The following is a 25,153-nucleotide window of genomic DNA, read 5'->3' as shown; positions in this document are numbered from 1 at the left end:
AAACTTGACTTTCTTAATTACAAATGAGTTACAGGTTTCACTTGACTCAACAAACTGTGCAGTTTTTCGCCTTCAATGACCTCTGTTTCTAAGAGTTGAGTAGCGATCGCTTCTAGCAAGTCTCGATTCTGTCTGAGAATCTCTAGGGCTTGCTGGTGGGCTGTTTCTACAATTTCCTTGACTTCGCTATCGATGGCTTTCGACGTTTCTTCACTTACTGCCCGTCGGGGATTAGCACCACCATTACCCAGGAATGCTGCTTGTTGTCCTTGTTGATAAGCTAATGGCCCTAAAACTTTACTCATACCATAAGCTGTTACCATCCGTTCTGCCAAATCAGTTGCTCGTTGCAAATCGTTGGAAGCACCTGTGGTAATACTGTTAAACACAATCTCTTCAGCGGAACGTCCACCTAACAGAGTTGCAATCTGACCCCGCAATTCTGTTTCATTCATCAAAAAGCGGTCTTCAGTTGGTAATTGTAGAGTGTAGCCCAAAGCTGCCATCCCACGGGGAATAATCGAAATCTTTTCTACCCGACCGTTTCCAGTTGTGAGTGCCCCAACCATTGCATGACCAACTTCATGGTATGCAACAATCTTTTTCTCAGTCTCGTTCATTACCCGACTCTTCTTCTCTAAACCAGCGACTACCCGCTCAATTGCTTCGGCAAAGTCTTCTTGAGCAACCCTTTCACGCAGATTGCGCGCTGCCAATAATGCGGCTTCGTTCACCAAATTTGCCAAATCTGCGCCAGCAAAACCAGGGGTACGAGTAGCGATCGCTTTTAAATTGACATCATCTCCTAATTTTACCTTTTGAGCGTGAATCTTGAGAATTGCTTCTCGATCTGATAAATCAGGACGGTCTACCAACACTTGGCGGTCAAAGCGGCCTGGACGCAGCAATGCTGGGTCTAGTATTTCGGGACGGTTGGTCGCTGCTAGGACGATTACTGTTGCATCGCCAGCTGCAAACCCGTCCATCTCAGTTAGTAATTGGTTGAGGGTTTGTTCTCGCTCATCGTTACCACCGTAAAAGCCATTACTACTACGAGACTTACCGATCGCATCCAACTCATCAATGAATATAATACAGGGAGCCTGTTTCTTAGCCTGCTCAAACAAATCCCGGACTCTGGAAGAACCCACACCAACAAACAGTTCCACAAACTCGGAACCAGAAATGCTGAAAAATGGAACTCCTGCTTCTCCTGCTACAGCTTTTGCTAAAAGTGTCTTACCAGTACCAGGAGGACCAACCAACAGCACACCCTTGGGAATTCTAGCGCCAATTTGCGTAAAGCGCCCTGGAGTCTTGAGGAAATCTACAATTTCTACTAACTCAGTTTTCGCTTCTTCGACCCCAGCCACATCTGCAAAGGTGATTTTCGCGGATTCGCCTTCAACGTAAACCTTAGCTTTGCTCTTACCAATAGAAAGAGCGCCTTGGGGACCACCGCCACCACTACGGGCGAGAAAGAACTGCCAAATGCCAATAAAAATCAGTGGTGGAATCACCCAACTCAAGAGGGTTGTAAACCAGGTATTTTTCGGTGGAGGTGTAGCAGCGAACTCAACTCCCTTTTGTTCTAGCAGTTTGGGTAACTCTAAATCAAAGATTGGTGTAGTGGCAAACACCTGAGCAGGCTCGGCATTTTCTGTTTTTAGTTGGTAAATAATCTCGTTTTGACCAACGGAAACGCGGCTGACTTCCCCTTCCTGTACTTGATGAATAAATAGGCTATAGGGAACACCAGTAGGGCCAGAAGTAAATAAACCAGGCAAAAATAAATTTAAGAGCAGAAATAGCCCTGATATTCCTAGTAATATATTCGCAATGAGCCGAAACCGAGGTGACTTAGGTTGTTCTTTAATTCCCATAGATGTTACCAATCCTTAAAATGAAAACTAAATGGAGAATGAGAAATGAGAAATAGAGAATAGACGTTGGTTATTCTCCCTCTACTTACTCATCTTCTTTAACGCTTTGAGAAAATTAATTAAAGACTGGTCAAAAATGCTGCTATATTTGCCCAATCTAAGCAATTTCTATAACTCTACAATGGACTGTGAGGCTGTGTGTAGCTTACTTCCCCGAAAGGGTGCGCTATTAATGACGCAAAGTTGTTCATTTTGCCTTGATTGTCAAAAATACTACCGCTTCTCATAATTTCTCCTGTTCAGCAACGTTTGCAGCATTTATTTATTTATGTAACTAAACTTAACAATTAAATTAATCTTTGGGAACTAATGAGTAAATACGGTTTACCGTACTTAAAGAGTTAACACCACTCGAATTAGTGAGGAGAAGGCTGTGACAGAAGATACAGAGATTAGGAGACGCAAAGATGAATCACCGTATTTTTGCCATATACAAAACTGTTACCTGCGATCAATCTAACCTGGATTGATGCTCAGGTATGTTCAGAAGCGATCGCAAATAACTAAGAATTATTGTTGGCATCAGGCAGGGAGTAGGAAAAAAAGGGTTTGAGGCTTGTTTACTTTTCTCAACACAGTTTGGTTTTATTGTGCCAACTTACTTAAGTATATAAATTTTATGTAAAGCTTGCTTGTTATTGAGCGCAAAAGATTTCTGAATAATATATAAGTTTATTTTATATAGATTGAAATTGATTTCTTTAATATAAAAGTATTTTTTTTAATTAAAAATAATCATTTTTAACAAAAAAATCTTTTTCTTGAAACCTAATTGAATGACAATATCCCGTTAAGATAAAAAACTGGCAGCGTTAACCCAAAAAATCAATAAATTTAAAAAATATATCTAATTAAATGTTACACCTGTATATCAATGTATTATGAATCGTATTTCTTAAAATTTTGAAGATTTGGTAAATGAGTTTGTGTAACCTTGTACTTCATGGTAATTAAATAGTTACAGACAGATTGGTTCAAAAGATTTGGAATAAAAAACCAGAAAATTTGACCTAATTACTTAGATTAATTGGTCATTTGCGTAATCATTTCAATGATTTTCAAACAATAGATTATCTAATTTTGGAGAGTAGGCATCTTGCTCGTCCACAACCGAAAGCTGGCTTTTCGGTCAGCCTACATACAATCAGTAGTTGGATATTTTTTGTTTAGAAATTATATCATGCCCGGCTGATTAGTTGTCATTGCGTACTCTTTTAGAGAACCCATTGGCGCAGCCTCTCGTAGAGACACTCTGCGAACTTTCGACTTGCAATGACATATTGTAAGCGATCGGATGGACATGATATTACTCGCAAAATCAAAATATAGATTACGCAAATGGCAAGTAATCTGCATTGAACTGATGAATAGTTCTTTGATTGAGGCTTAACTTACTTATTAGTGAGAAATTCAGGAGAGATAACATGGCAATTACTTTCGGCACCACAGGTAATGATACGAAAAATGGGACTTCGGGAAATGACACAATAGTTGGTTGGGCTAGTAATGGTAGTGCTACTAGCATCTCCGGTAACGATATCTTAAATGGTTTAGCTGGTAACGATTCTCTTCTGGGTGGGACGGGGAACGACAGTTTAAGTGGTGGAGATGGGAATGACACACTTGATGGTGGCACAGAAAACGACACACTCAGAGGTGGTGCAGGCAATGATATCTTCAAAGGCAGTCAGGGTAACGACAGCCTTGATGGTGGAGATGGTGTTGATACCGCAGACTACAGTCAACTAAATCAAAGCATTACCTTGTCAGGTGTCGGAACCATTACAAAAGCCGGAGGATTGGGGCAAGACCTACTCTTTAAAGTCGAAAAGATTATTGCTAATGCTAATGTTGCCAACAACACCATAGATGCATCACAATCTTTGCCTGGGGTCTTTATCACCGTTAACCTGCAAACTCAAAGTTTAGCTGCCAATAACGTTCCTGGTTTGGGAACATTGCCATTTACTGTAGTCAACTTTGATAATGTGATTGGTACAAACGGGAATGATAGCATTATTGGCGACAGCCAAAACAACAAATTATCCGGCAATAATGGCAACGACACAATTGATGGGGGTTCGGGTATTGACAGCTTAAATGGGGGAGCAGGTGACGACACTTACATCGTAGACACTACTCTTGATACTATTATAGAGGCTGCAAGTTCAGGTACAGATACCGTCCGGTCTTCTGTCACTTACACATTAGGCGCGAATCTAGAGAACCTGAGGTTGACGGGAAATAGTAACATCATCGGAACAGGTAATAGTCTTAATAACTTCCTTTTCGGTAATAGTTTCAACAACACTCTGAATGCAAGAGCAGGCGATGACACCCTAGATGGCAATTTGGGCAATGATATCCTCAATGGTGAGGACGGCAATGATAGCCTACAAGGCGGGCCCGGCAATGACGTACTCAATGGTGGATCTGGAAACGATATCCTCATCGGTACTTTTCCCGGTAGTCTGCTTCCACCTGGATTAGGGGAAACTGATACCTTAACTGGCGGGGCTGGGATAGATAGATTTATCCTGGGGGACGCTATAAATATTTTCTACGACGATAACAACAGTGCGAATTCTGGTTTTGCAGACTTTGCTACTATTACTGATTTCGACTCTAGCCAAGATCGAATTGAACTCAAAGGAGCTCCACTAGACTACCGCCTGCAAGTTGTTGGCAGCAATACACGAATATTCGTAGATAAACCGGGATTAGAACCAGATGAGCTCATAGGTATTTTGCAGGGAAGAAACAATCTCAGACTTGATAGTGATGACTTCCTTTTCTATGAGCAAGAAAATCCTGGGGAAGGTACAAACAATACACTGGCTACTGCTGAAGGATTAGGTTCTTTGTCATCTGGCTCAAACGTAAATCTTTCAGCCCAACTGGCAGCAGTTCAACCAAGCGGAAATTCCGATTTCGACTTTTTTACATTTTCTTTAGCAAATGCCGGAACTGTCACTATCAGGACAGTGACATCGGGAGATACAGTTCTCGGACTTTTTGACGATTTCGGGACTTTACTGCGATCTGACGACGATAGTGGCGGTGGCAATTCGTCATTAATCACCGCTTCATTAGGTGCAGGTACATACTCCATTTCAGTCAGTAAATATGCCTTCTTCCCTCAAGATGGCGGAACTTTCTCTGGTAACACCTTGAATAATGATTTTGCTTATACACTAGGGGTCAGCGTTGTATAATAACGTTGTAAATTTACAGTTTTTTTAAGTATTTAGACCCAAAGGTTTGTTTAGTCTCATTCCCAGTCTTAAGACTGGGAATGTATTTTAATAGGCGGATAATTTGTGGAGCTATCATAAATTATGAACTAAACGGTTTAGTTCATAAAAGTAAATAATAAATTTTTGACTTGCTAATGACTAATAATTTCTTGAGAAGTTAGCATGAAATTACAATCGAACTTCATTTGAGATATTTCCTGATGAGATAAGTATAAAAAATCAAACAGCAAAACTTCTTCCGTCAAATTTACCAATTTATAGTAAATTTCAATTACCAATCCCATGTCAAATCGTCGTTATCCTCCCGCCTACTTACGCTATCTCAGAGCCAGGTTATGGAATCTAGGGCGACCTGGTTTTTGGGTAACTGCAATTGTTTTATCTGTAGTTGGGCTAGTAACCTGGGAATACTTGTCAAATCCAGATATTTTCGTTTATAAGCAAAAAAACGAAGTCACTTCCCAAGCACCTGTTGATTCCTCCCTGTCAGAGGAAAATAAAGCGATCGCAGCAGATATTGATAACCTACCAGTTTTGTTTAACGATTTTGAAGAAGCAGCTCTCTCATTAACGGCAAATACGCCTAAAGAAAAGGCTAAAGACAAAAACAGCAAAGGCTTCTTAGAGGATGTAATTAAAAAACAAAATTCTCCTGGTGATACCAAAGTAAATCCTGCTTTAGGCGTTAATGGCGATACCTCCCCAGCTGTGAAAAATCCCTTTGTTGTACAAACAGAAAATTTATTACGTACTGGGACGGCTGATAGTGGTAATCAGTTTCTCGGTATTAAAACCTTAAATGGCGCGTCTGAACCAACAGAGGGAGAACAAACATCCTCTAGCCTGGATGTTGGATTGACTAATCAAACTAACAAGAATCAAAATTCTCTCTCAATCAATCCTCTGCAAGCAGCACTCAACCAATCGACAAACCAGAAATTGTCTAGTTTCAATGGTACTACTCCAACTCAGACAAATGCCTTGAACGGAGTCTCTGACCCAGCAACAACGCTAATGCCACCCATCAACAGCTTACCGAATCAGAATTCTCTACCAAGTACTGGCTTAAGCCCTGGGACAAACTACACGTCAACCGGTACAAACTTACCGCAAAGTCCCTACAATAATTTAAATAACGCTCAAGTAGTGCCTAATAATGGGTTAACTACGGGTACGAACTTACCGCAAAATCCCTACAGTAATTTAAATAACGCTCAAGTAGTGCCTAATCTAGCACCAGTTACACCTCCAGTCACCTCGATCGCACCAAGTTATATTGCACCTTACTCTAGCCAGAGTCCGAGTCAAAGTGTTGTCACACCCACAAACCCTTTAGGATACGGTAATAATGGATTGCAACAACCGATGCAAACACCACAATCTAATTACGGCAATTATGTGCAACAGCAACCAACACAGTCTAATTCCTTGTATCTTCGCCAACTGCGAGACAAGTATAGAAGTCCTGGTCAAAACTGATTTTAAGTACGTCGGCTAGAAAAAGTCTAGTTAGTACAACACCGCGTAAATAAACCACCTATTTAAAATCAATGAAACGCTTACGCTGTATGAATTTTGAATTTTGTTAGCGCAGCGTAAAGCCTTCTCTTCGAGAGGCTTTGCCAACGGCATGGCTTCTCTACGAGACGCTGCGCGAACGCTTAGAGCGAGTCTGCGTACCCCTGCGGGGAAGCAAGCTACGCGTAGCGTCTCGTAGAGAGCGTCATTTTGAATTTTGAATTCCGCCTTGCGGTACTAGGGTGATTGTGGGCTATTTGGAATCACCGGAACCTCTGGTGTTTCGGGTTGTCGCTGTTGTCGTTGCAAATATTTACTCAATACATAAGCCATATCCCCACGAGTCACAGGTTTTAATGGGGAAATATTGCCTTGAGCATCTGTGCTTAGAAATCCCTCAGTCGCTACAGTAGCGATCGCTTTTCTAGCCCAAACTGGGATAGACTTTTCATCTGGATGTGAAGCCAGAATTTCATTCACAGCCTCGTCGGGAAACTGAAATACACCATAAGCCTGGGCGAAAATAGCCAGAGCTTCTGCCCTTGTTACCTTTTGGTTAGGGAAGAACTCATTGCCTCGATAGCCTTTCATGATGTCAGTTTTTAAGACTGTCTGTATATCATTAAATGCCCAATAAGAACGAGGAACATCTGGAATCACTAAATTTTCTTTGTTAACAACTTCTCTTTTATCTAGCCGAAACGCTTTCACCATAATTGAGGCTAATTCTGCTCTACTTAGTAACCTTTCTGGATAAAATTTGCCATCGGGAAAGTTTGTCATCCATTTGACAGCAGTTACCTGTTGAATAGAATCAAATGAGATTCCAGAACTAGATTCTGGTGTTTGAGCAATTGCAGGCAAGTTTTGTAGTAGTGCTAATAAAGATAGAGTAATTGAAAGCTGACGCATTATGATAACCACTTTTAGCTGCTAACGTGAATTTCAAAAACTACGTTACTGAGGTTAACGCAAAATTTAGTCTCAGTGAATGACGAATTTAGGCGGGGCAATGTTGCGTAGGTACGTAGGCTGTTAATTGATTTTCATAATCAAGAGAGTAGAAATCAGCAAAAACTTGTTTTTACCTTTCATCTTTTGGCGTTATTGGCCCACTACTATGGACTATAGTCAGTTTTTCAGGAATTTTGGGAATGACAACAACAGATCCCGTAACGTTGATGAAGCAAGAAGTTGGCAAAGCCGCCGCCGCCCTGGTAAAATCGGGTTCCATTGTGGGGTTAGGTACGGGGTCAACTACAGCATATACGATTCAGTTTTTGGGCGATCGCCTCAAGTCTGGTGAACTCAAAGATATCATTGGTATACCTACCTCGTTTCAGTCAGAAGTGCTGGCAAAGCAGTACGGCATCCCTCTCGCCACCTTAGATGCTGTTGATCATATAGATATTGCCATTGATGGGGCAGATGAAGTCGATCCGCAGAAGAATTTGATTAAAGGCGGTGGTGCAGCACATACCCGCGAAAAAGTCGTAGACTACCTAGCTGAACAGTTCATTGTTGTGGTAGATAGTGGTAAGTTAGTAGACCGCTTAGGTTCTAGTTTTGCTGTGCCTGTGGAAGTGATTCCAATGGCAATTACTCCTGTCACCAACGCCATCAAAAAACTCGGTGGCAAACCAGAACTCCGTATGGGTGTAAAAAAAGCTGGCCCAGTGATTACAGATCAAGGGAACTTTGTCTTAGATGTCAAATTTGACTCTATTGAAGATCCAGCCGGACTAGAAAAGACATTGAATAACATTCCCGGCGTTCTGGAAAATGGTATCTTCGTTAACTGTGTCGATTTAGTTTTAGTTGGCGAAGTCAAAGATGGTCAGCCATTAGTGCGGCAACTGTAGAATTTTGGATTTTGGATTTTGGATTTTAGATACTTCTAAAATCCAAAATTTATAACAATTTTGGATTTTAGATTTTAGATTAAAGCTAGCAATCAAATCACTGGCTCTGTGAATTATCTAGCTTCCCTCTCCAATAAATATATCGGCTACGGTGTACACAGAAGTCAATGCGTAGGGGCAATTCATGAATTGCCCCTGCACCTTACGATATAATTTTATACCGCATCTCGGTGGGAACCGCTATATGTCAGTGCGAACCTACACGTATGCTTTCTTCGTCGAGATTTTCTGGTAGAAATCCACCTGCCTGCATTTTCCATAATCTGTAGTAAGCGCCGCCGAGTGCCAGCAGTTTGGCGTGGGAACCATCCTCGATAATTCGACCTTTGTCGAACACCAAAATCCGATCTAGATGGACGATGGTAGATAGCCGATGAGCCACTACAATGACCGTTTTCCCATTCATTGCTAAGTCGAGGGTATCTTGGATCGCTTTTTCGGTGATTGAATCGAGGCTAGAGGTGGCTTCATCTAAAATCAGGATCGGCGCATCTTTGAGAATTACCCGCGCAATCACAATCCGCTGTCTCTGTCCTCCAGACAACTTAACACCACGTTCGCCTACCAGAGAATTGTAACCATCCTTACTTTGAGCGATGAAATCGTGAGCATGAGCCTTGCGCGAAGCCTCGATCACTTCCTCATCGGTTGCATCCAAGCGTCCGTAACGAATATTTTCTAGCAAAGTGCGATGGAACAGAGATGGATCTTGGGGAATCAAGCTGATCTGAGCGTGTAGCGCATCCTGAGTCATATCTCGAATATCGACCCCATCAATAATAATTTGTCCAGATTGTGGGTCGAATAAACGCAGAATCAGATTGACAAAAGTGGATTTTCCAGAGCCGGACAAGCCTACCAGTCCGATCCGTTCTCCCGGTTGGATAGTGACAGAAAGGTTGTTGAAAACTTTCTTCTCTTCTGTGTAGTTAAAATTCACCCGCCGAAACTCAATCTTACCTTGGGTAATTGAGTGGGCGATCGCCTTCTCGCGATCGACCAACTCGTGGGGTTGAATAATAGTGAAAACACCATTGGCGACATTACCAACGTGTTCAAAAAATTCCAGAAAGCGGCGGCTCAAATTACGCGCTTCACTAATAATCAATAGCGACAGGCTGGTTGCTACAACAAAGTCAGCAGTAGCGATCTTTCCTTGACTCCAGAGGGAGAGCGAGTAATACAGGGTGCTAATTTTCAGAATGGCTGCTGAGATGAATTGAAACCAGCGAATGCGCTCTGAGTACCAGTTGGATTCTCTCACGTGTTTGATTTCGCGCTTTAATTGGTCATTCAAATAGCGTCGTTCAAAACCAAAGCGAGCAAATAGTCGGCTACTAGTGAGATTTGTGACTGCATCTACGATCATGCCAGTTGTCTCACTTCTGGCGGCTGCGGCTTTCCGGGAGTAAAATCGGCAGCGAGTTGCCAGCCAGAACGAAATACTGATGAAGAGAACTGCCCAGATTCCCACGAGTGCAGCCAGGGGAGGGTAGGCGTGATACAGTATCGACGTGGCGACGCTATACACAACGATTACTGGCATAAATTCAGTAATCATCATTTGCATCGTCTGGGTAACACCCAGAGAAGTTTCACTAATCCGATGTGCCAATGCTCCAGAAAAACTACTGCTTAAGTAGCGATGCGAATGGTGTTGCAAGTAGGCATATAGTGATCGCACAATATGCTGTCGATGGATTGGATGCAGGACTGTTTGCAAGAGTCCAGCCGAGCGCCCGAATATCACTTCACCCACACTCAAGCCGATGAACAGCATCAGGGGTTGCTTCATGGCATCAAAAATGGGCTGGCTGTGTCCCGCCGATCCCGTTACGCCCCGGATGATCTGGCCAATAGCATAAGGCAGCATAATGCCACAGGTTGCGTGTATAATCTCCAGGATCACCATTAACACATACCACCAGCGAAACTGGTTCACAAAATAGCAAATGAACCTGAATGGAGTTGATGGCAAATCTGGTGCATCAGGAGCGCGTTGAAAGGATTTGGATTGTCTAGCGTTTTTCGTCATGAAAGTCGATCTCTTAGCATCATTTTAGCTTTTCTACAAGATAAAAATGGACGACTGGATGAGCCGTCCGATGGCATTAGAGACTTTTAGAAGTACTCCACTAGACCATAATTTCTGATGGTGTAATTGCAGCGTAAACATCAGGCGGTAGTAAGGCTTCCTGAATGTTGATTTTCTTTGGTATTACACCCTCTTCAAAGAACAAATCTGCTACACGCTGTTGTTCTTGAATTAATGCAGGGCTTAGGCCTCTGCGTCCTACAAAAGTGCGGCGAGACATTACCTTTTCTACCACATCCGCGTCGAGCTTTTGTTCAGTGATCATCAATTTGGCAACTTCACCTCGATTCGCCTCTGCCCACTTGTCAAGTTTATTAAGCTCCTCAATGATAATTTTTAGTAAGCCAAGATTCTCTTGGGCAAATTTTCTGTCAGCAATATAATAGCCACCAGGAGAATCTAGCCCAACAGAATCTTTGAGGACTCGAATTCGATTCATCTTTTGAGCGATCGCATAGTGGGGATCTCCTGTCATCCAAACGGGAATTTTACCTTCAAGAAAAGCAGCCCGCGCCTCGATAGTCGGCAGACTTCTGATTTTAATATCTTTGAGGGTCAAGCCGATAGACTGCAACGCTCTGATAATAAAGTAGTGCGATGCCGAGCCTTTTTGAAAGTAAACTTCTTGACCCTTGATATCCTCAAACTTCTGAAGTTTAGACTCCGGCGGAACGGCAATAACACTACTTGTTCCTGTTCTTTGGTTCCTTTGTGTACCGACTACATAAACAAGTTGTGATCCAGCCACTTGTGCAAAAATTGGTGGTGTTTCTCCCACTGATCCCACATCAACTTTTCCCGCAGCCATCCCCTCCATTAGTTGGGGCCCTTGGACAAATTGCGCCCATTCTACCTTAATCCCCAACGGCTCCAAACGTTTCTCTAAAACTTTTCGATTTCTGAAAAGATCCCCCGCACTTTGATATCCCATGCGTAGAACTTTAGTTTTTATCCCAAGGGAACCTTCATTCGGATTAGTACTGTTTATCAAAGAAGATTTTTGGCTTTGTTCGCTACAACTTCCTAACAGATATGCCATAGAAAAGCCACATAGTCCGGAAGTAGCAACATGGAGAAAACGACGGCGTTTAATCCTAGCTATTTTATCCATAAGATATTTCTGATTTAAGTCATTTGTCATTTGTCATTGGTCATTAGTCATTTGTTAGGGAACTCCAAAAAATAAATTATCCAATTTTTGGAATCACAACGACTTTTCCTCCCCCTGCTCCCTGCTCCCCTGCCCTAAAAGCGATGGGATATTTTTTTCTTTGGAAGTCCCTTATTTGCTGCGTCCCTAGTTTCTAACGAAGAGAATCTCCTCTTCGGTATTCGGCGGTTATGTCGTCTAATTTTTGTTTCAAACTGTCGTCAAGTTTTAGTTCTGCCGCCTTGAGATTGTCAGTAAGTTGTTCTGGGCGGCTAGCGCCAATGATGGGGGCAGTAATAATGGGATTAGATAAAACCCAAGCTACCGCTAGGGTGGTGAGGGACAATCCGGCGAGATCCGCGACTGTGCGTAAATCTTCGACAGTATTGAACTCGCGATCGTGCCAGTAGCGTTCTTGATAACGTTCTGCGGCAGCACCTAGCGTAAAACGAGTGTCTGAAGTGGGGCCTTGAGCAAGAATGTGTTTGCCAGTCAGCAGACCACCCGCCAAAGGATTGTAGGAAATTACACCCAGTCCTTCTTCTTTTGCTAGGGGCAATAGTTCTCGCTCAATTTCGCGGAATAACAGGTTATAACGGGGCTGAATTGAGATGAACTTGGTTAAATTACGTGTCTCGGCGCGACCCAAGGCGCGGGCGAGTCGGTAGGCTAAGAAGTTGGAAACCCCGATGTAGCGCACCTTGCCAGCACGAACTACTGCATCCAGCGCTTCCAGAGTCTCATCAAGAGGGGTTGACGTATCGTCGGAGTGCAACTGATACAAATCGATATAATCGGTTCCTAGCCGCCGTAGAGAAGCATCGATCGCATCCAAAATATGTTTCCGCGAAGCCCCCTGATCCCAAGGTGCAGGACCAACTCGACCGACGCACTTGGTAGCTAAGATAAAATGTTCGCGTTTGCCTTTCAGCCAGCGTCCAACGATTTCTTCAGTACGTCCAGCAGTAGCAAGCCCACCACCGAGGGGATAAACGTCGGCTGTATCCAAAAAGTTGATTCCGCCATCAGCAGCAGTGTCGAGGATTTGCCTGGAAGTTTCTTCGTCGGTCTGTAAACCAAAGGTCATAGTGCCGAGACAGAGGCGCGAAACAGTCAATCCAGTTTTACCGAGGTTGGTAGTTGGTAAGGTCATAGATATGTTGTTGATTGAGGTTGATTGAGAAAGTTTTAAAATTTTTAAATAGAATGCGACGTGCGGTCTGCGTTAGCGAAGCGGGGCGGAACTAAAACGTTATGCAATAAATGCATTTTTTAAGGCGTGAACCAATTTAACCAACCTTCCCAGCTTTGGACGATCGCGGCAAATTCTGCATAACCATTAGCTTTTGGGTGAGCGCCATCATTAGCTTTTGCTTCTGCTAGCCAGATTGGTGACTTTACCAGACTGGAAAACACATCGAGATAGGGAACATCTAGTTCATTACAAACCAATGCGAATTCTTGTGACAGATTTGCAAGAATTTGATTTCTTTTTTCTTGAGCGACATCACCGCAGGGTGGCGGACTAACCATCAAAATCGGATAGAGTTGCTTTGCTTGGCTTAAGATATTGTGAGCATTAGCGATCGACTCTGAAAGTTCGATTCCTTGCTGTTTACCCGCCCATCCTGAATCGTTTGCCCCAAAGGAAAACACTACTCGACCATCGGATTCTTTTGGGAGACGATAGGAGACTTCTGAGTACCAACGTTGTTTGAGATACCGACTTGTCTCTGCCCGCACCCCCAAGTTGTAATGGGTGATAGCGTATCCTCTTAATTCAGCATTGCGGCAGATTCTACCTGTCCAACCCAGAAACTCTGGATCGCCTGTGCCATTGACAAAGGATTCACCAATAAAACAAATTCTGATTTCTTTGCGAGAATCTGACATAAGTCAACTGAATTTTGGCAAAAAAGTTCGGTTTTGACTTGAGAAGAAGCATTATGTTCATGATTCTATTCTCCATATCACGAAGATATTAATATATTGACTGGTTTCCAGCCTGGAGGCGGAACTTCCAGACGCTTTACCAGAGGCCGCAGCCCTCTCGTAATACATTCCCATTCTTAAGACTGGGAACGAGGCGATTAGTCAGGCTGTATTGCCTTACCCCACCAAACTCTTTTAAACGGCTTGCCTGTTTGCTCATCCAATATTTCGTAATGTTTTAGCTCTACATCTTTCCAGTCAGATAAAAGGTCTAGCAAATATTCTTTGGAGAAAAAATGCATAGTTTGTCCATCATGTTCTAGAAAGTAATTTGGCTCGATTTCGCGTATGGGTGGGTGGCGTTCTGCCCTAACTAAAGCGTCTTCTGTAGAATTAACGTGGAAAACAAATAATCCGTTGGGGCGTACTATTCGTTGAATTTCTTTAAACAACTGGCGTGTAATCTGATCTGAAAACATGTGGATGGCAACATTGGACATGACAGCATCCAATGTTGCACTATCAAAAGGCAAAGGTTTTGCCATATCCGCAACTACAAACTGTGCGCTTAGTCCTAGCTTTTTTGCTTTCTCGCGTCCTTGTTGCACTGCTTCATCTGAAAAATCCACACCAATTACTGTGAAACCTTGCCTTACAAGACGTAACACGTCGTTCCCTGTCCCGCAACCAAGGTCAAGCACAGTTTTAACGTTGGCGGACTTGAGGAATGGAAGGTGAACTTTCGTCCATTGGGTTCCCCAATCGAGATCGGTGTTAGCATCCTTCCATTTAGCGAAGACTTGATTCCAGTGATCAGATGGTGCGTAAGACATAATGCATTAGACAACTACAGAAATTTCACGACGCTTCTGGGAAATTAGCCACTGTTGCAACTTGGGATCGCCGTATACCTCATCTGCAATAAAATGATCGCCATCGGGCAGTATTGTCAAATCAACTTTCCCCCCGACTTTGCGTAAGCGCTCAACAAATTGCTCTGTATCCTCAATCGGCAGATTTTTGTCCTGTCCACCTTGGAATATTTGAACGGGAATATCTTTGAGTGCTGCTAGTTCGCTTTCTTCTAATGTTTTGGGTACTCGTCCAGATACAGGTACTAAACCTGCGAAGCGATCGCTCTGCAAAGCCGCAATATGCCAGATACCCGCCGAACCTAAGCTGAACCCAGCTAATATCACCCGCGCTGGATCGACAGGTTGGGAAGCGATCAGTTCATCAAGTAAAGCAAGCACATCATCGGCTCGATCTGCCCAAGTTTGTTCAGCCGGAATCTGGGGTGCGGCAAATACATAAGGTAAGGAGTTGGATGAATCCACGAAACGAGGTAGTCCCCATTTCAATAGCACATTCAAATCTGTGCCGCGATCGCGTCCTCCATGCAAAAACAATACCAGGGTTGCAGGCTTGTTAGCATTGTCAGAAACAGGCGAAAAAAGATAAGGCAAGGAACCATTGTTGGTGTCGTAAGAGCGTTGTTCAACAGGCATAGTTTTGACTCCTAATTTGATTTGGGGATTGGAAATTGGGGATTGGGGATTGGGGATTGGGGATTGGGAGGAGACAAGAAAGAAAATTGTTCAATAATTCTTCCTTGCTGCTTCCTTTATCCCTTGCTTCTTCATACCCTAGTCCCCAGTCCCCAGTCCCCAGTCCCCTGTTAAGCCTTGACAGGCTGTTTCCACACTGCGGCGGCGTATAGTGAGGCATCGAAGTCTGGTGCGATGTTGTCGCTTGTGATTCGTGTCTCGTGCAGTGCCCAATCTGTAAAGAACAAGTCATGAGTGATACGTGACACTATTGCCGGTACATCACGTCGGATGCTGGGCACGTCGCCTATGGGCAGACCGAAGCTCACAAAACCGGCTGGGTTGAAGACGTGGATATCCTTGAGGTAAGGTGCGCTACCAGGTACTTTTTCCTGGTATTCATGGGCACTGCCAAGGTAGGGGTGTGTGCCCAAATCGTCGGCGCGTTGGTCGGCTGGTGGTTGATAGCGATCGCGCCAAAGTGCAATATGCTGTGCAAAATCAGCCAGTTCTGGCCGCTTTGTCGGGTCAACAAAGTAACCCGTGCCTGCGATCGCAAAATCGAACTCGAATACATCGTCGTTCACCTGGGCAACGATGCGGCCATCTTGCTCGTTTGCCGATCTCCAGTTTGCAGACAGGTGTAGGTGGAAGTTGGGAAATGCGATCGCCCGTTCAATTGCGTCGGCTGGTGGTGTAGAACCAATTTGACGAAAACGCCAAGCCTGGAACCAGCGGGCTGCATCGGGCAGTTCTGGATAGTTGTAGTAAGCGCCAGGATACCCGCGCACGCGATTTATTGGTAGCGATGCGATCGCTGGTCGCCGCGCGAACAAATGCACCGCCTTTGCTCCCGATTCCAGCGCCACCCCTGCGGCGTCGAAAGCTGAGGCCGCAGCACCCAGTACTGCTACAGTTTTGCCGCGCAATGCGGCGAAGTCGATGGTATCGACGGTATGGGCATACAGGCTGCGTGGTAGACTATCTAACACTGGTGGCACGTATGGGCCGCCGGTACCAGCTACGCCGTTAGCAAAGATAATCTTGCGCGTCGTCTCTAGCTGTGGGACACCGTTCACCTCAAGGTGCAGGCGAAAAAAATCTCCGGCCGGCTCAATCCGCACTAGCCGTGTCTGATACCGAACTGTGATGCCCAAGAATTGCCGATACCAGCTAAGGTACTCAGCCCATAGCAATCTGGGGATACGGTCGATCGCTGCGTAGGCATCAGCACCGTGTCGCGCCTCATACCATGCCTGGAACGACAGCGCCGAGATACCAAGTTCAGGGCCGGGCAAGTTCTTTGGTGTGCGTAGTTTATTCATCCGCGCTCGGTTGAGCCACACACCAGCATGGGCTTCGTCGTCCGCCGCGTCGATCACCGTCACGCGACCGATGCCGGCGCGCCGCAGTGCAAATGCAAAGACACTGCCGCTACCGCTGCCACCCACAACCGTGACGTTGTGATCGATGCCTTGGCGATCGGGTATCCAGTTATCGGGATCGGGGCCAATTAGACGTAGCGCCTCGCGGGCCCCAATATCAGGATCAGTCGTTATTGTCATGTCGATCTCCCAAGGTGAAACACTATGAAGATCAGGGGGATGAGGAAGAATAATCTCCCCCAACTCCCCCATCTCGCCTTTTACCATACTCAGTACCTCGGCTTAGAGTGCTGAGTTTTGAAGTTGATTACTCAGTACTTTCGCACTTAGGTTCTTGCCCCGCCCGAAGTCAAGCGGAATCTTTTTGTATGGAGTTGGTTGATACCCCGCCTCTTGTGGCGCGATCTAACACTCAGCACTCAGCACTCTTCATGCTACTACTAGGCTCTTATCCACTTGTTGAAATTCGGTGTTACTCACCTTAGATTCGATCGCTGTACCCTTGAAGAAATCGGGGTTAGCTTGGGTGTAAAACTTGTAGGGATTAGCGAATACATAGGATTTGAAGTCGGCTTCGGAAATAACGCCTTCTTGTACGAGATCCCAGCTTTCAGCCAAGGGGGAAGTCAAATCTGGTACATCCCAGTGACCAACATCGGAGGAATAGATGGCGTTGATCTTGACTCCCAAGGGATTGGCTTTGTCATTGAATGCCGTAGCGATGGTGCGATCGTCGGACTCGGAACCAAAGAAGAAACTGTTCACCCAGCGATCGCGGATGTCTTCAATTGTTTCAATGCCAGCTGCGGCAAAGTCGTTCAATTCGCTACCGATGGGCGCGCGGCTATGACGGCTGAATGAAGCTCCCAGTACAGTTTTGGTCAATTCATCCTTATCGAGGGAATGCCCTTGAGTAACTTCTGCACCGTAGCGCTCAAATATCTCAAATAGCTCATCGGCATTGGTCAAGGCTGGATTGTAGTTTTGCAGTGCCTTGATGTTGCGCTTCAAGAACCGATCTACCAAATGGATGTAGACACGGGCACCCCAATCTGCACCACCTTCTAGCATTGCTACGCGCAACTGTGGAAAACGCTTGGTAACACCACCAAAGAACAACGCCTTGGCAAATGCTTCCGAACCATCGGCGAAGTGACCGATATGGTTGTTCATGTAGTTACTGATGGAAGAGCGGCCAGTCCATCCCTGACTGCCGTAATGGGTGGTGACGGGTACACCCAGTTCCACGACTTTCGCCCAGAAGGGATCGTAGTCGTATTCACTATCTAGTCCGTAGAAGTCGATATAAGAAGCATACTTGGCGATTTCGGGATATTTATCAGCTGGATATTTATCAGCGATCGCTTTAATTGGCCGCTTTACACCTCCAGTGATATTAATCACTTTTAAACCAAGTGTTTTCACGGCAAACTCTAACTCCTCAATGCCTTCTTCGGGAGTAGTTAAGGGGATACCAGCTACGGGCGTTAGGCGATCGCTATATTTCCGGTAGATATCAGCATGATAGTGATTGACTGCACGTTGCAGCGCTTGACGATTCTCGGCGCTGGCTCCAGCTGGTGCTAAAACATTGTTGGGAAACAGCACCGAATAATCCGATCCTTGCTCTGCCTGACGCTCATAGAGCAATCCGGGGAGGGTGTAAGTAGCGAGATCCAGTGTATTTTTGGTAACTCTAGCCCACCAAGGCGATCGGATTGTCCGGTTGTATTGACGTTCTTCAGGGGTTTGTTGATACCAGTCTTTACCGTTGCTCTTAGAGTTGAGACGGGAAGCTTCAGTCTTGCGTAACTCATCTACGAGTTTTGCACCGCCGTACTTAGCAATGTAATCTTCAAAAGCTGGCGTGAAATCATTGGTATGAACATCGGTGTCGATTACTGGATAATCAAGGGTGGCTCTGATTGCAGCAGAGCGTGAGGTCTTCAATCGGCTATATTCAGTCATATTTTTTTCCTTCAAAAAATTACAGGTTTTTCCAAACATCCAATGCTGCTGCGGCCGTCCTTTGTCATTTGTAAATACAAATGACCAATGACCAAGGACTAATGACAACTATTTTCAAGTTCTGTAGGGCGGCGATCTACAGAAGGTGCAATTTAAAAGGTTCTGTGAAAAATTCATTTACGCCACCACTAGATTCTTGTCTAATTGTTTAGCGGCAAGACCATTACCCGGCCGACGCAATCCCAGGTTTTCACGCAAGGTAGTGCCCTCGTATTCGGTACGGAAAAGTCCGCGTTTCTGCAAGATGGGGACAACTAGATTAACAAAGTCATCTAATCCTGTGGGGAGAATTGGCGGCATGATATTAAAGCCGTCTGCTGCACCATTGCTGAACCATTCTTCAAGCTGATCGGCAATACTTTCGGGACTACCGATAATCGTGCGATGACCCCGCGCCGTCGCAACAGAGAGATACAGCTGGCGCAGCGTTAGATTGCCACGATTTACGAGATCCGTCAGCAACTTCAGGCGACTTTTACCACCATTGGTATCACTGGGCAATGGTGGTGCGAGATCGTCGAGTGAATACCCAGATAAATCGATGCCCTTATAACGCGTTTTCAGTAAGCCCCATGCCACCGATGGATGAATTAGCGATTGCAGGAATTCGTATTTTTCTTGAGCTTCTTCTTCAGTGCGACCAATCACCGGAAATACACCCGGCATGATTTTCAGATCGTCCAGTTGGCGGCCATATTTAGCCAACCGACCTTTCACATCAGCATAAAATTCCTGCCCGTCTTCCAGTGTTTGGTTGGCAGTAAAAATAACTTCAGCAGTCTTTGCCGCCAGTTCACGCCCAACTTCCGAAGCACCAGCCTGGACAATCACCGGATAACCTTGAGGCGGACGACCAACATTTAAAGGGCCTTTTACAGAAAAATGTTTGCCTTTGTAGTTGAGTGTATGCAGCTTATTCGGGTCGAAATAGACACCAGATTCTTTGTCTCGGATGAAGGCATCATCTTCCCAGCTATCCCAAAGACCTTTCACCACTTCTACAAACTCTTCGGCGCGTTCATAGCGCTGGCTATGCTCTAGGTGTTCGTCATGGCCGAAATTACCTGCGGCATTCTCATTACCTGTGGTGACTACATTCCAAGCTGCTCGACCGTTACTCAGATAGTCTAGTGAAGCAAACTTACGGGCAAGGGTGTAGGGTTCTTCATAAGTGGTCGAAGCGGTAGCAACAAAGCCAATGTGTTTAGTTAGTGGGGCCAGTGCGGAAAATAGCGTCACTGGCTCGAACTTAGCTAATTTGCCGTTGCGCTTCAGCACCTCTGGTTCACCACTATCTTGTAGACTGGGGCTATCGGCCAGGAAAACTGCATCGAACAAGCCCCGTTCGGCGGTTTGGGTAATTTCTTTGTAATGCTCGAAATTTAGCCCAGCATCAGCTTGTGAATCGGGGTGTCGCCAAGCGGCGATGTGGTGGCCAGTGGCTTGAATAAATGCACCTAAACGAAGCTTGCGTGTTGTACTCATCTGCTTTTTTCTACAATGTCTGAGCGATCGCGGAGTGTCTCATAGAGAAGATTACAGTCAGTATCGAATGGCACTAAGAAAAACTCGAAACCTTGTGTATCCTCGTTCCCAGCCTCCAGGCTGGGAATACATTCCCAGAGGCTCTGCCTCTGCTCAAGAAAGAGGAGGCGGCAGCCCTTCCAGAATGGTTTCCCAGCCTGGAGGCTGGGAACCAGTTAGGGCAAGGGCTGTGTTTTAACTTAGTGCCATTCTGGTGGGTATCACTGATTTGCATATAGCTAATCGCTTTTCATATCTTGAGACAGGGAGTAGTGTAGTTCAATTACTTGAAAAGCCTTATTAGCACAGTGCAGAGATGAAAAGTTATTTATGCTAAAACCAATCTTTCATTTACTTGTTTGACGGCAAAACTATTGCCAGGACGACGCAATCCCAGGTTTTCCCGCAAGGTGCTTCCTTCATATTCGGTACGGAACAGTCCCCGTTTCTGAAGAACAGGAACGACTAGATTAACGAAGTCATCTAATCCAGTGGGTAGAATTGGCGGCATGATATTAAAGCCATCTGCTGCACCGTTGTTGAACCATTCTTCTAGCTGGTCAGCAATGGTTTCGGGAGTACCAAGTATGGTGCGATGACCTCGCGCGGTAGCAAGAGAGAGATACAACTGACGCAGTGTGAGAGTGCCACGAGTAGCCAAATCTTTGACTAGTTTGAGACGACTTTTGTTAGCGTTGGTGTCGCTGGGTAGTTCGGGAGCCACATCATCTAAAGAATATTGGGACAAATCCACACCTTTGTAATAGTTCTTTAAAATGCCCCAGGCGACATCGGGATGGATTAACGATTGCAGAAATTCATACTTCTCTTGAGCTTCTGCTTCGGTACGGCCAATGATTGGGAAAGCTCCAGGCATAATTTTTAGATCGTCTGGCGATCGCCCATATTGTGCTAGCCTACCTTTGATATCAGCATAAAATTCTTGGGCATCAGCTAGGGTTTGATTGGCGGTGAAAATCGCCTCGGCAGTACGCGCAGCTAAGTCCCGTCCCGATTCCGAGGCTCCAGCTTGAACAATCACCGGGTAGCCTTGAGGCGGACGACCGACGTTTAGCGGGCCTTTGACCGAGAAATATTTGCCCTTGTGGTTCAATGTATGCAGTTTGTCTGGGTCAAAATAGATTCCAGATTCTTTGTCACGGATAAAAGCATCATCTTCCCAACTATCCCATAGACCTTTCACCACTTCCACAAACTCTTCAGCACGTTCATAACGCTCACTGTGTTCTGGGTGATGCTCAAGTCCGAAATTAAGTGCAGCATTCTCATTGCCTGTAGTAACTACATTCCACCCCGCCCGGCCTTTGCTCAAGTGGTCTAGGGAAGCAAACTTACGTGCCAGGGTGTAGGGTTCTTCATAAGTGGTCGAGGCGGTAGAAATGAAGCCGATGTTTTGGGTTACAGAGGACAAGGCCGAGAACAGGGTGACTGGCTCGAAATGGGCGATTTTACCGTTACGATGCTGAGTTTCTGGAGCGCCGCCCCAAACTCCTGGACTATCCGCCAAGAAAACTGCATCAAATAAACCGCGTTCAGCAGTCTGGGTAATTTCTTTGTAATGCTCGAAATTCAGTCCTGCATCTGCTTGTGAATCGGGATGCCGCCAAGCAGAGACATGGTGTCCGGTGGCTTGAATGAATGCACCTAAACGAAATTTGCGTGTTGTACTCATATACTTGTTTCTTTTCTTAATATTGCGTTAAGGGACTTTCAAATCAAAAACATCCCGAATTTTTCTTGTGGGATGGGTGTTTTCACCCGTCCCATATTCAGCAGACTTAGGCATAAGCGCTCAGTCGAACGCTGCTCGCCCCACAAGATGGATAATTTATTTCTTGTTAGTCCCTAAGTCCGAAAAATGCTCGAATAGCATATCGATAAAATCTTTTCCCCCCACAAAACTTTGAGGTATTCGTGTCAAGCACTCAGGCATTCACATCTTGCTACACGCTGAATACAATGATGGAATGCTCATCTAGCAACCAAACTTGCCAAAAAATCAAATAACCGAACTGTAAGTAAAGTTAATACCACAGCAGAATTAGGGATGCTGCTGTTTGGCGATCGAATTACCATAAATTTATCTAGTAATTTTACCCAGCAGATAGAGCCTACACGATCAATCCAAAAAAAGATGTACTGGAAATCACAATAACATGAAAAACTAATAATTAGTTTTTCGAACATTAAGTATTGCAAACTATCTGATGTAGTATATGTAAGAATGCTAATACGGTTCGGTTCAGGTTTTTTGATGAAAACTATGAGATCGCGAAGATACGATAAATCGCCATCAAGACGAAAGACTGATTCTTGTAGAGACGGCGATTCATCGCGTCTGATTCTTGTAGAGACGGCGATTCATCGCGTCTCCTGTCTTAACCGAGTTTTTTCACGCCATCAAATACAATTTCCATACAAGAGTTCTCGTACCCTGCGGGAAGTATGTATTTAAAACAAATTCCCAGGGACAATCCTGTAATAAGGAATACACTAAATTAAGTAGAATAAAATATATCCGTAGACTGAAAAGTATTCCAGAAGCCTTAGCAAATTTTCATTTGCAGGAGTCTAAGTAAGTCAGTGCTAATATTTCCAGCTATGTTAAGGAATTTTAATGTAGGGTGTGTTGTCGCCAAGCGCCGCACCGTCAACAATCTCAGGTGCGTTAGCCTACGGCATAACACACCCTACAACTACAGCTAGTTTATATTTATTCATATACATTGAATTTTTCTCACCGACTTACTTAACACAATACTGTTCGGTTAAGGCAAGAGACGCGATGAATCACCGTCTCTACAATAATCAGTCTAATTATCATCATCAATTGGTTGCTCATGATTAATATCGAGACTTTCTGCTGTCCAATTATCATTTGCTCCAGGAGATTCAGAAACTATCACAAACTCAGTCTCTTGTTGGTGATCATTTCCCCATTTATCCAAAACATCTTTAATTAACACTTCTTGCAACCAAATCTTCGCGACAACAGTCAGAGGTAACGCCAGAAATAAACCTAAAAAGCCAAAGAAAGTAACGAAAAATAGTTGGGCAATTAAGGTTATAGCAGGTAGCAATGAGACTTGATGCGCCATCACAACGGGCGTGATGAAATTACTCTCAATCTGTTGAATGATAAAGTAAACAATCAAGACTGCGACGGCTTTCCAAGGTTCATCCAAGAAGGCGATCGCCATTGCTGGGATGACGCTCATGGTTGGGCCAAGGTTGGGAATCAAATTGAAAAATCCGGCTAAAACTGCTAAAGCTACTGCTGCTTTTATACGCAAAATTAATAAGCCAACAAAACTCATCACCCCTACGACACAAATGGCAATAAAAGCGCCTGTAATCCATCCTTCTAAAGAGACTTCACATTTATCTAAAATTCCATCTACCCGCCGCCGATAAAATGAGGGGAAAAGCTGCACAAATACTTTGCGATAAGCTAGGGGATCGGCTAATATCATTCCTGTTAAAACCAAGACTAGCAAAATCTTGAGGACAACTTCCAAAGAACCAGATACAAAAGCGAAGGAGTTTCCTAGCACCCGATTGACGAAGGGCTGTGCTTGTTGAATGAGGCTATTGATATCTGGAATGTAAGTAACTAATTGGCTAGGAATCCGAGTTCTCAGGGCATCAAGCCAATCATTAAAGCGCTCAAACCCTTTAGGAACCTGATTGGTTAATTCTTGAAATTGCTGTGCAAATGGTGGCACAATTAGCCAGAAAAAACCCACTATACCTGCAAAAAAGATAGCCACCGCTAAGAGTACAGCGAATCCACGTTTTATCCCAAAGCTTTGGAAGCGTTTCGCTAGCCGATTTAAAGTAGTGGCTAACACAACAGCAGCAAACATTAGCAAAAGCACTTCCCGAATTTGCCACAGGATGTATAAAGAAAGAACTATGGCGATTAAGCCGATCCATTGACCAAGTTTCACAGGCTGACTCCCAAGGGTTGGCAAAATGCAATTTTCTGGTAATTCAGCTAGGTTAACTGATTTTAGTAGCTTGTAGTCGATGGTTTGAGCTAATTTTCTTTCTGTGCTTGGAATCGCCATAGTAGCGCGATCGCTATTATTACAATCGGTAACAATACTATAATTAGCGCGTTGGTTGCTGTCGCCGGAATTGATAGACTTGGCCCTGCATACTTAATTAATATCGATAATAAAGCTGAGAGTAAAAGCAGTTTCAGAACAAATCCTAGTTGATTTTCCATAAAAGCACAGCAATACAAATTTTTATGGTACATACAAATTGGCGCTGTACCGTCCAGTTTCTACAATAAATCTACAGATACAATCCTTTCCAATCTGCCAGATGGAGTTTTAGGAATTCTATCCCAACGAAACACAGATACATCAGGGACGATAGAAGCACCACCGAAGGTGCAACGCAGTTCTGAAATAGCTACAGCAATTTTCTGATTTCTCGCTGCGCTGTTAATCACTTCACACAGAATTGCTTGAATCAAACCATGTTCACCTTGAGGCATCGGTTTTTGAATGATTTCCCTGTTAATAAAATCTGATGCTGGCTTAGTTTCTGGCAGTTTGAGGAAGTCGTCTAAAGTTAGTTGGGGTTGACTAAAAATAGTCATAAGTGACGCAATTTTGGATTTTAAGTAAGTCGGTGCTAATATTTCCAGCTATGTTAAGGAATTTTAATGTAGTGTGTGTTGTCGCCAAGCGCCGCACCATCAACAATCTCAGGTGCGTTAGCCTACGGCATAACACACCCTACAGCTTTAATTTTGAATTTTGAATTGTTAATGGCTCTGTCAATTAATTTTAGATTTTAGCTTATTTCTTCCAAGGCA

The 25,153-nt window shown here is 44.4% G+C and carries 19 protein-coding genes; 4 read left to right on the top strand and 15 right to left on the bottom strand.

What is annotated here, in order from left to right:
* Positions 1-17: 17 nt before the first annotated feature.
* Positions 18-1,883 carry an ATP-dependent zinc metalloprotease FtsH4 gene (ftsH4, locus tag V7L07_RS24770; RefSeq protein ID WP_335061473.1) on the bottom strand — a complete coding sequence of 622 codons (1,866 nt, stop codon included), beginning with the start codon at positions 1,881-1,883 and terminating at the stop codon, positions 18-20.
* A 1,484-nt stretch (positions 1,884-3,367) separates the two neighbouring features.
* On the opposite strand from ftsH4, the gene V7L07_RS24765 reads away from it, so the two are divergent.
* Together V7L07_RS24765 and V7L07_RS24760 are read left to right on the top strand one after the other, a co-directional pair.
* Complete coding sequence (locus V7L07_RS24765; protein ID WP_335061472.1) at positions 3,368-5,158, top strand: hypothetical protein; 1,791 nt, start codon at positions 3,368-3,370, stop codon at positions 5,156-5,158.
* A 324-nt stretch (positions 5,159-5,482) separates the two neighbouring features.
* Positions 5,483-6,679, top strand: a complete 1,197-nt coding sequence (locus V7L07_RS24760; protein WP_335061471.1) for a hypothetical protein — start codon at positions 5,483-5,485, stop codon at positions 6,677-6,679.
* Positions 6,680-6,955: 276 nt separating this feature from the next.
* Here the strand turns inward: V7L07_RS24760 and V7L07_RS24755 are convergent, their stop codons facing one another.
* Positions 6,956-7,630: an S-layer homology domain-containing protein gene (locus tag V7L07_RS24755; RefSeq protein WP_335061470.1), complete on the bottom strand. Its 675-nt coding sequence runs from the start codon at positions 7,628-7,630 to the stop codon at positions 6,956-6,958.
* Between the two features lie 242 nt (positions 7,631-7,872).
* Here V7L07_RS24755 and rpiA point away from each other — a divergent pair, with 242 nt between their 5' ends.
* Positions 7,873-8,580, top strand: coding sequence for a ribose-5-phosphate isomerase RpiA (rpiA, locus tag V7L07_RS24750; RefSeq protein WP_334775381.1), 708 nt, complete (start codon positions 7,873-7,875; stop codon positions 8,578-8,580).
* Between the two features lie 247 nt (positions 8,581-8,827).
* On the opposite strand, the gene V7L07_RS24745 is transcribed toward rpiA, so the two are convergent.
* From V7L07_RS24745 to V7L07_RS24705, 9 genes are all read right to left on the bottom strand, one after another.
* Positions 8,828-10,675, bottom strand: a complete 1,848-nt coding sequence (locus V7L07_RS24745; protein WP_335061469.1) for an ABC transporter ATP-binding protein — start codon at positions 10,673-10,675, stop codon at positions 8,828-8,830.
* 100 nt (positions 10,676-10,775) lie between these two features.
* Positions 10,776-11,876, bottom strand: a complete 1,101-nt coding sequence (locus V7L07_RS24740; RefSeq protein WP_335061468.1) for an aliphatic sulfonate ABC transporter substrate-binding protein — start codon at positions 11,874-11,876, stop codon at positions 10,776-10,778.
* A gap of 163 nt (positions 11,877-12,039) precedes the next feature.
* Positions 12,040-13,038, bottom strand: coding sequence for an aldo/keto reductase (locus V7L07_RS24735; protein ID WP_335061467.1), 999 nt, complete (start codon positions 13,036-13,038; stop codon positions 12,040-12,042).
* Between the two features lie 119 nt (positions 13,039-13,157).
* Complete coding sequence (locus tag V7L07_RS24730) at positions 13,158-13,778, bottom strand: GDSL-type esterase/lipase family protein (RefSeq protein WP_335061466.1); 621 nt, start codon at positions 13,776-13,778, stop codon at positions 13,158-13,160.
* A 197-nt stretch (positions 13,779-13,975) separates the two neighbouring features.
* Entirely contained in the window at positions 13,976-14,650 is a 675-nt protein-coding gene (locus V7L07_RS24725; protein WP_335061465.1) for a class I SAM-dependent methyltransferase, read from the bottom strand.
* A gap of 6 nt (positions 14,651-14,656) precedes the next feature.
* Positions 14,657-15,325: a dienelactone hydrolase family protein gene (locus V7L07_RS24720; protein WP_335061464.1), complete on the bottom strand. Its 669-nt coding sequence runs from the start codon at positions 15,323-15,325 to the stop codon at positions 14,657-14,659.
* A gap of 170 nt (positions 15,326-15,495) precedes the next feature.
* On the bottom strand, positions 15,496-16,929 hold the full coding sequence (locus V7L07_RS24715; RefSeq protein WP_335061501.1) for an FAD-dependent oxidoreductase: 1,434 nt from the start codon (positions 16,927-16,929) through the stop codon (positions 15,496-15,498).
* Between the two features lie 249 nt (positions 16,930-17,178).
* Positions 17,179-18,717 (bottom strand): amidohydrolase family protein, encoded by a 1,539-nt coding sequence (locus tag V7L07_RS24710; protein WP_335061463.1) that lies wholly within the window; start codon positions 18,715-18,717, stop codon positions 17,179-17,181.
* 177 nt (positions 18,718-18,894) lie between these two features.
* Positions 18,895-20,262, bottom strand: coding sequence for an LLM class flavin-dependent oxidoreductase (locus tag V7L07_RS24705; protein WP_335061462.1), 1,368 nt, complete (start codon positions 20,260-20,262; stop codon positions 18,895-18,897).
* 34 nt (positions 20,263-20,296) lie between these two features.
* Between V7L07_RS24705 and V7L07_RS24700 the strand changes: the two genes are divergently transcribed.
* Positions 20,297-20,500, top strand: a complete 204-nt coding sequence (locus tag V7L07_RS24700; protein WP_335061461.1) for a hypothetical protein — start codon at positions 20,297-20,299, stop codon at positions 20,498-20,500.
* A gap of 129 nt (positions 20,501-20,629) precedes the next feature.
* Here the strand turns inward: V7L07_RS24700 and V7L07_RS24695 are convergent, their stop codons facing one another.
* From V7L07_RS24695 to V7L07_RS24680, 4 genes are all read right to left on the bottom strand, one after another.
* Entirely contained in the window at positions 20,630-21,994 is a 1,365-nt protein-coding gene (locus tag V7L07_RS24695) for an LLM class flavin-dependent oxidoreductase (RefSeq protein WP_335061460.1), read from the bottom strand.
* A gap of 1,141 nt (positions 21,995-23,135) precedes the next feature.
* A complete protein-coding gene (locus V7L07_RS24690; protein WP_335061500.1) occupies positions 23,136-24,272 on the bottom strand; it encodes an AI-2E family transporter in 1,137 nt (378 codons plus the stop codon).
* A gap of 89 nt (positions 24,273-24,361) precedes the next feature.
* Positions 24,362-24,553, bottom strand: a complete 192-nt coding sequence (locus V7L07_RS24685) for a hypothetical protein (RefSeq protein ID WP_335061459.1) — start codon at positions 24,551-24,553, stop codon at positions 24,362-24,364.
* 60 nt (positions 24,554-24,613) lie between these two features.
* A complete protein-coding gene (locus tag V7L07_RS24680) occupies positions 24,614-24,934 on the bottom strand; it encodes a Uma2 family endonuclease (protein WP_442936085.1) in 321 nt (106 codons plus the stop codon).
* Between the last annotated feature and the right edge of the window lie 219 nt (positions 24,935-25,153).

It is taken from the genome of Nostoc sp. (genome assembly GCF_036916985.1).
GTDB lineage: Bacteria > Cyanobacteriota > Cyanobacteriia > Cyanobacteriales > Nostocaceae > Nostoc.
The sequence above is the reverse complement of the archived record's forward strand: the minus strand, read 5'-3'. Positions and strand labels throughout refer to the sequence as shown.

Excerpts from the sequence above, each read along its gene's own strand:
- ftsH4 (WP_335061473.1), bottom strand. The coding sequence starts at position 1,883 with ATGGGAATTAAAGAACAACCTAAGTCACCTCGGTTTCGGCTCATTGCG.
- V7L07_RS24765 (WP_335061472.1), top strand. The coding sequence starts at position 3,368 with ATGGCAATTACTTTCGGCACCACAGGTAATGATACGAAAAATGGGACT.
- V7L07_RS24760 (WP_335061471.1), top strand. The coding sequence starts at position 5,483 with ATGTCAAATCGTCGTTATCCTCCCGCCTACTTACGCTATCTCAGAGCC.
- V7L07_RS24755 (WP_335061470.1), bottom strand. The coding sequence starts at position 7,630 with ATGCGTCAGCTTTCAATTACTCTATCTTTATTAGCACTACTACAAAAC.
- rpiA (WP_334775381.1), top strand. The coding sequence starts at position 7,873 with ATGACAACAACAGATCCCGTAACGTTGATGAAGCAAGAAGTTGGCAAA.
- V7L07_RS24745 (WP_335061469.1), bottom strand. The coding sequence starts at position 10,675 with ATGACGAAAAACGCTAGACAATCCAAATCCTTTCAACGCGCTCCTGAT.
- V7L07_RS24740 (WP_335061468.1), bottom strand. The coding sequence starts at position 11,876 with ATGACAAATGACTTAAATCAGAAATATCTTATGGATAAAATAGCTAGG.
- V7L07_RS24735 (WP_335061467.1), bottom strand. The coding sequence starts at position 13,038 with ATGACCTTACCAACTACCAACCTCGGTAAAACTGGATTGACTGTTTCG.
- V7L07_RS24730 (WP_335061466.1), bottom strand. The coding sequence starts at position 13,778 with ATGTCAGATTCTCGCAAAGAAATCAGAATTTGTTTTATTGGTGAATCC.
- V7L07_RS24725 (WP_335061465.1), bottom strand. The coding sequence starts at position 14,650 with ATGTCTTACGCACCATCTGATCACTGGAATCAAGTCTTCGCTAAATGG.
- V7L07_RS24720 (WP_335061464.1), bottom strand. The coding sequence starts at position 15,325 with ATGCCTGTTGAACAACGCTCTTACGACACCAACAATGGTTCCTTGCCT.
- V7L07_RS24715 (WP_335061501.1), bottom strand. The coding sequence starts at position 16,929 with ATGACAATAACGACTGATCCTGATATTGGGGCCCGCGAGGCGCTACGT.
- V7L07_RS24710 (WP_335061463.1), bottom strand. The coding sequence starts at position 18,717 with ATGACTGAATATAGCCGATTGAAGACCTCACGCTCTGCTGCAATCAGA.
- V7L07_RS24705 (WP_335061462.1), bottom strand. The coding sequence starts at position 20,262 with ATGAGTACAACACGCAAGCTTCGTTTAGGTGCATTTATTCAAGCCACT.
- V7L07_RS24695 (WP_335061460.1), bottom strand. The coding sequence starts at position 21,994 with ATGAGTACAACACGCAAATTTCGTTTAGGTGCATTCATTCAAGCCACC.
- V7L07_RS24685 (WP_335061459.1), bottom strand. The coding sequence starts at position 24,553 with ATGGAAAATCAACTAGGATTTGTTCTGAAACTGCTTTTACTCTCAGCT.
- V7L07_RS24680 (WP_442936085.1), bottom strand. The coding sequence starts at position 24,934 with ATGACTATTTTTAGTCAACCCCAACTAACTTTAGACGACTTCCTCAAA.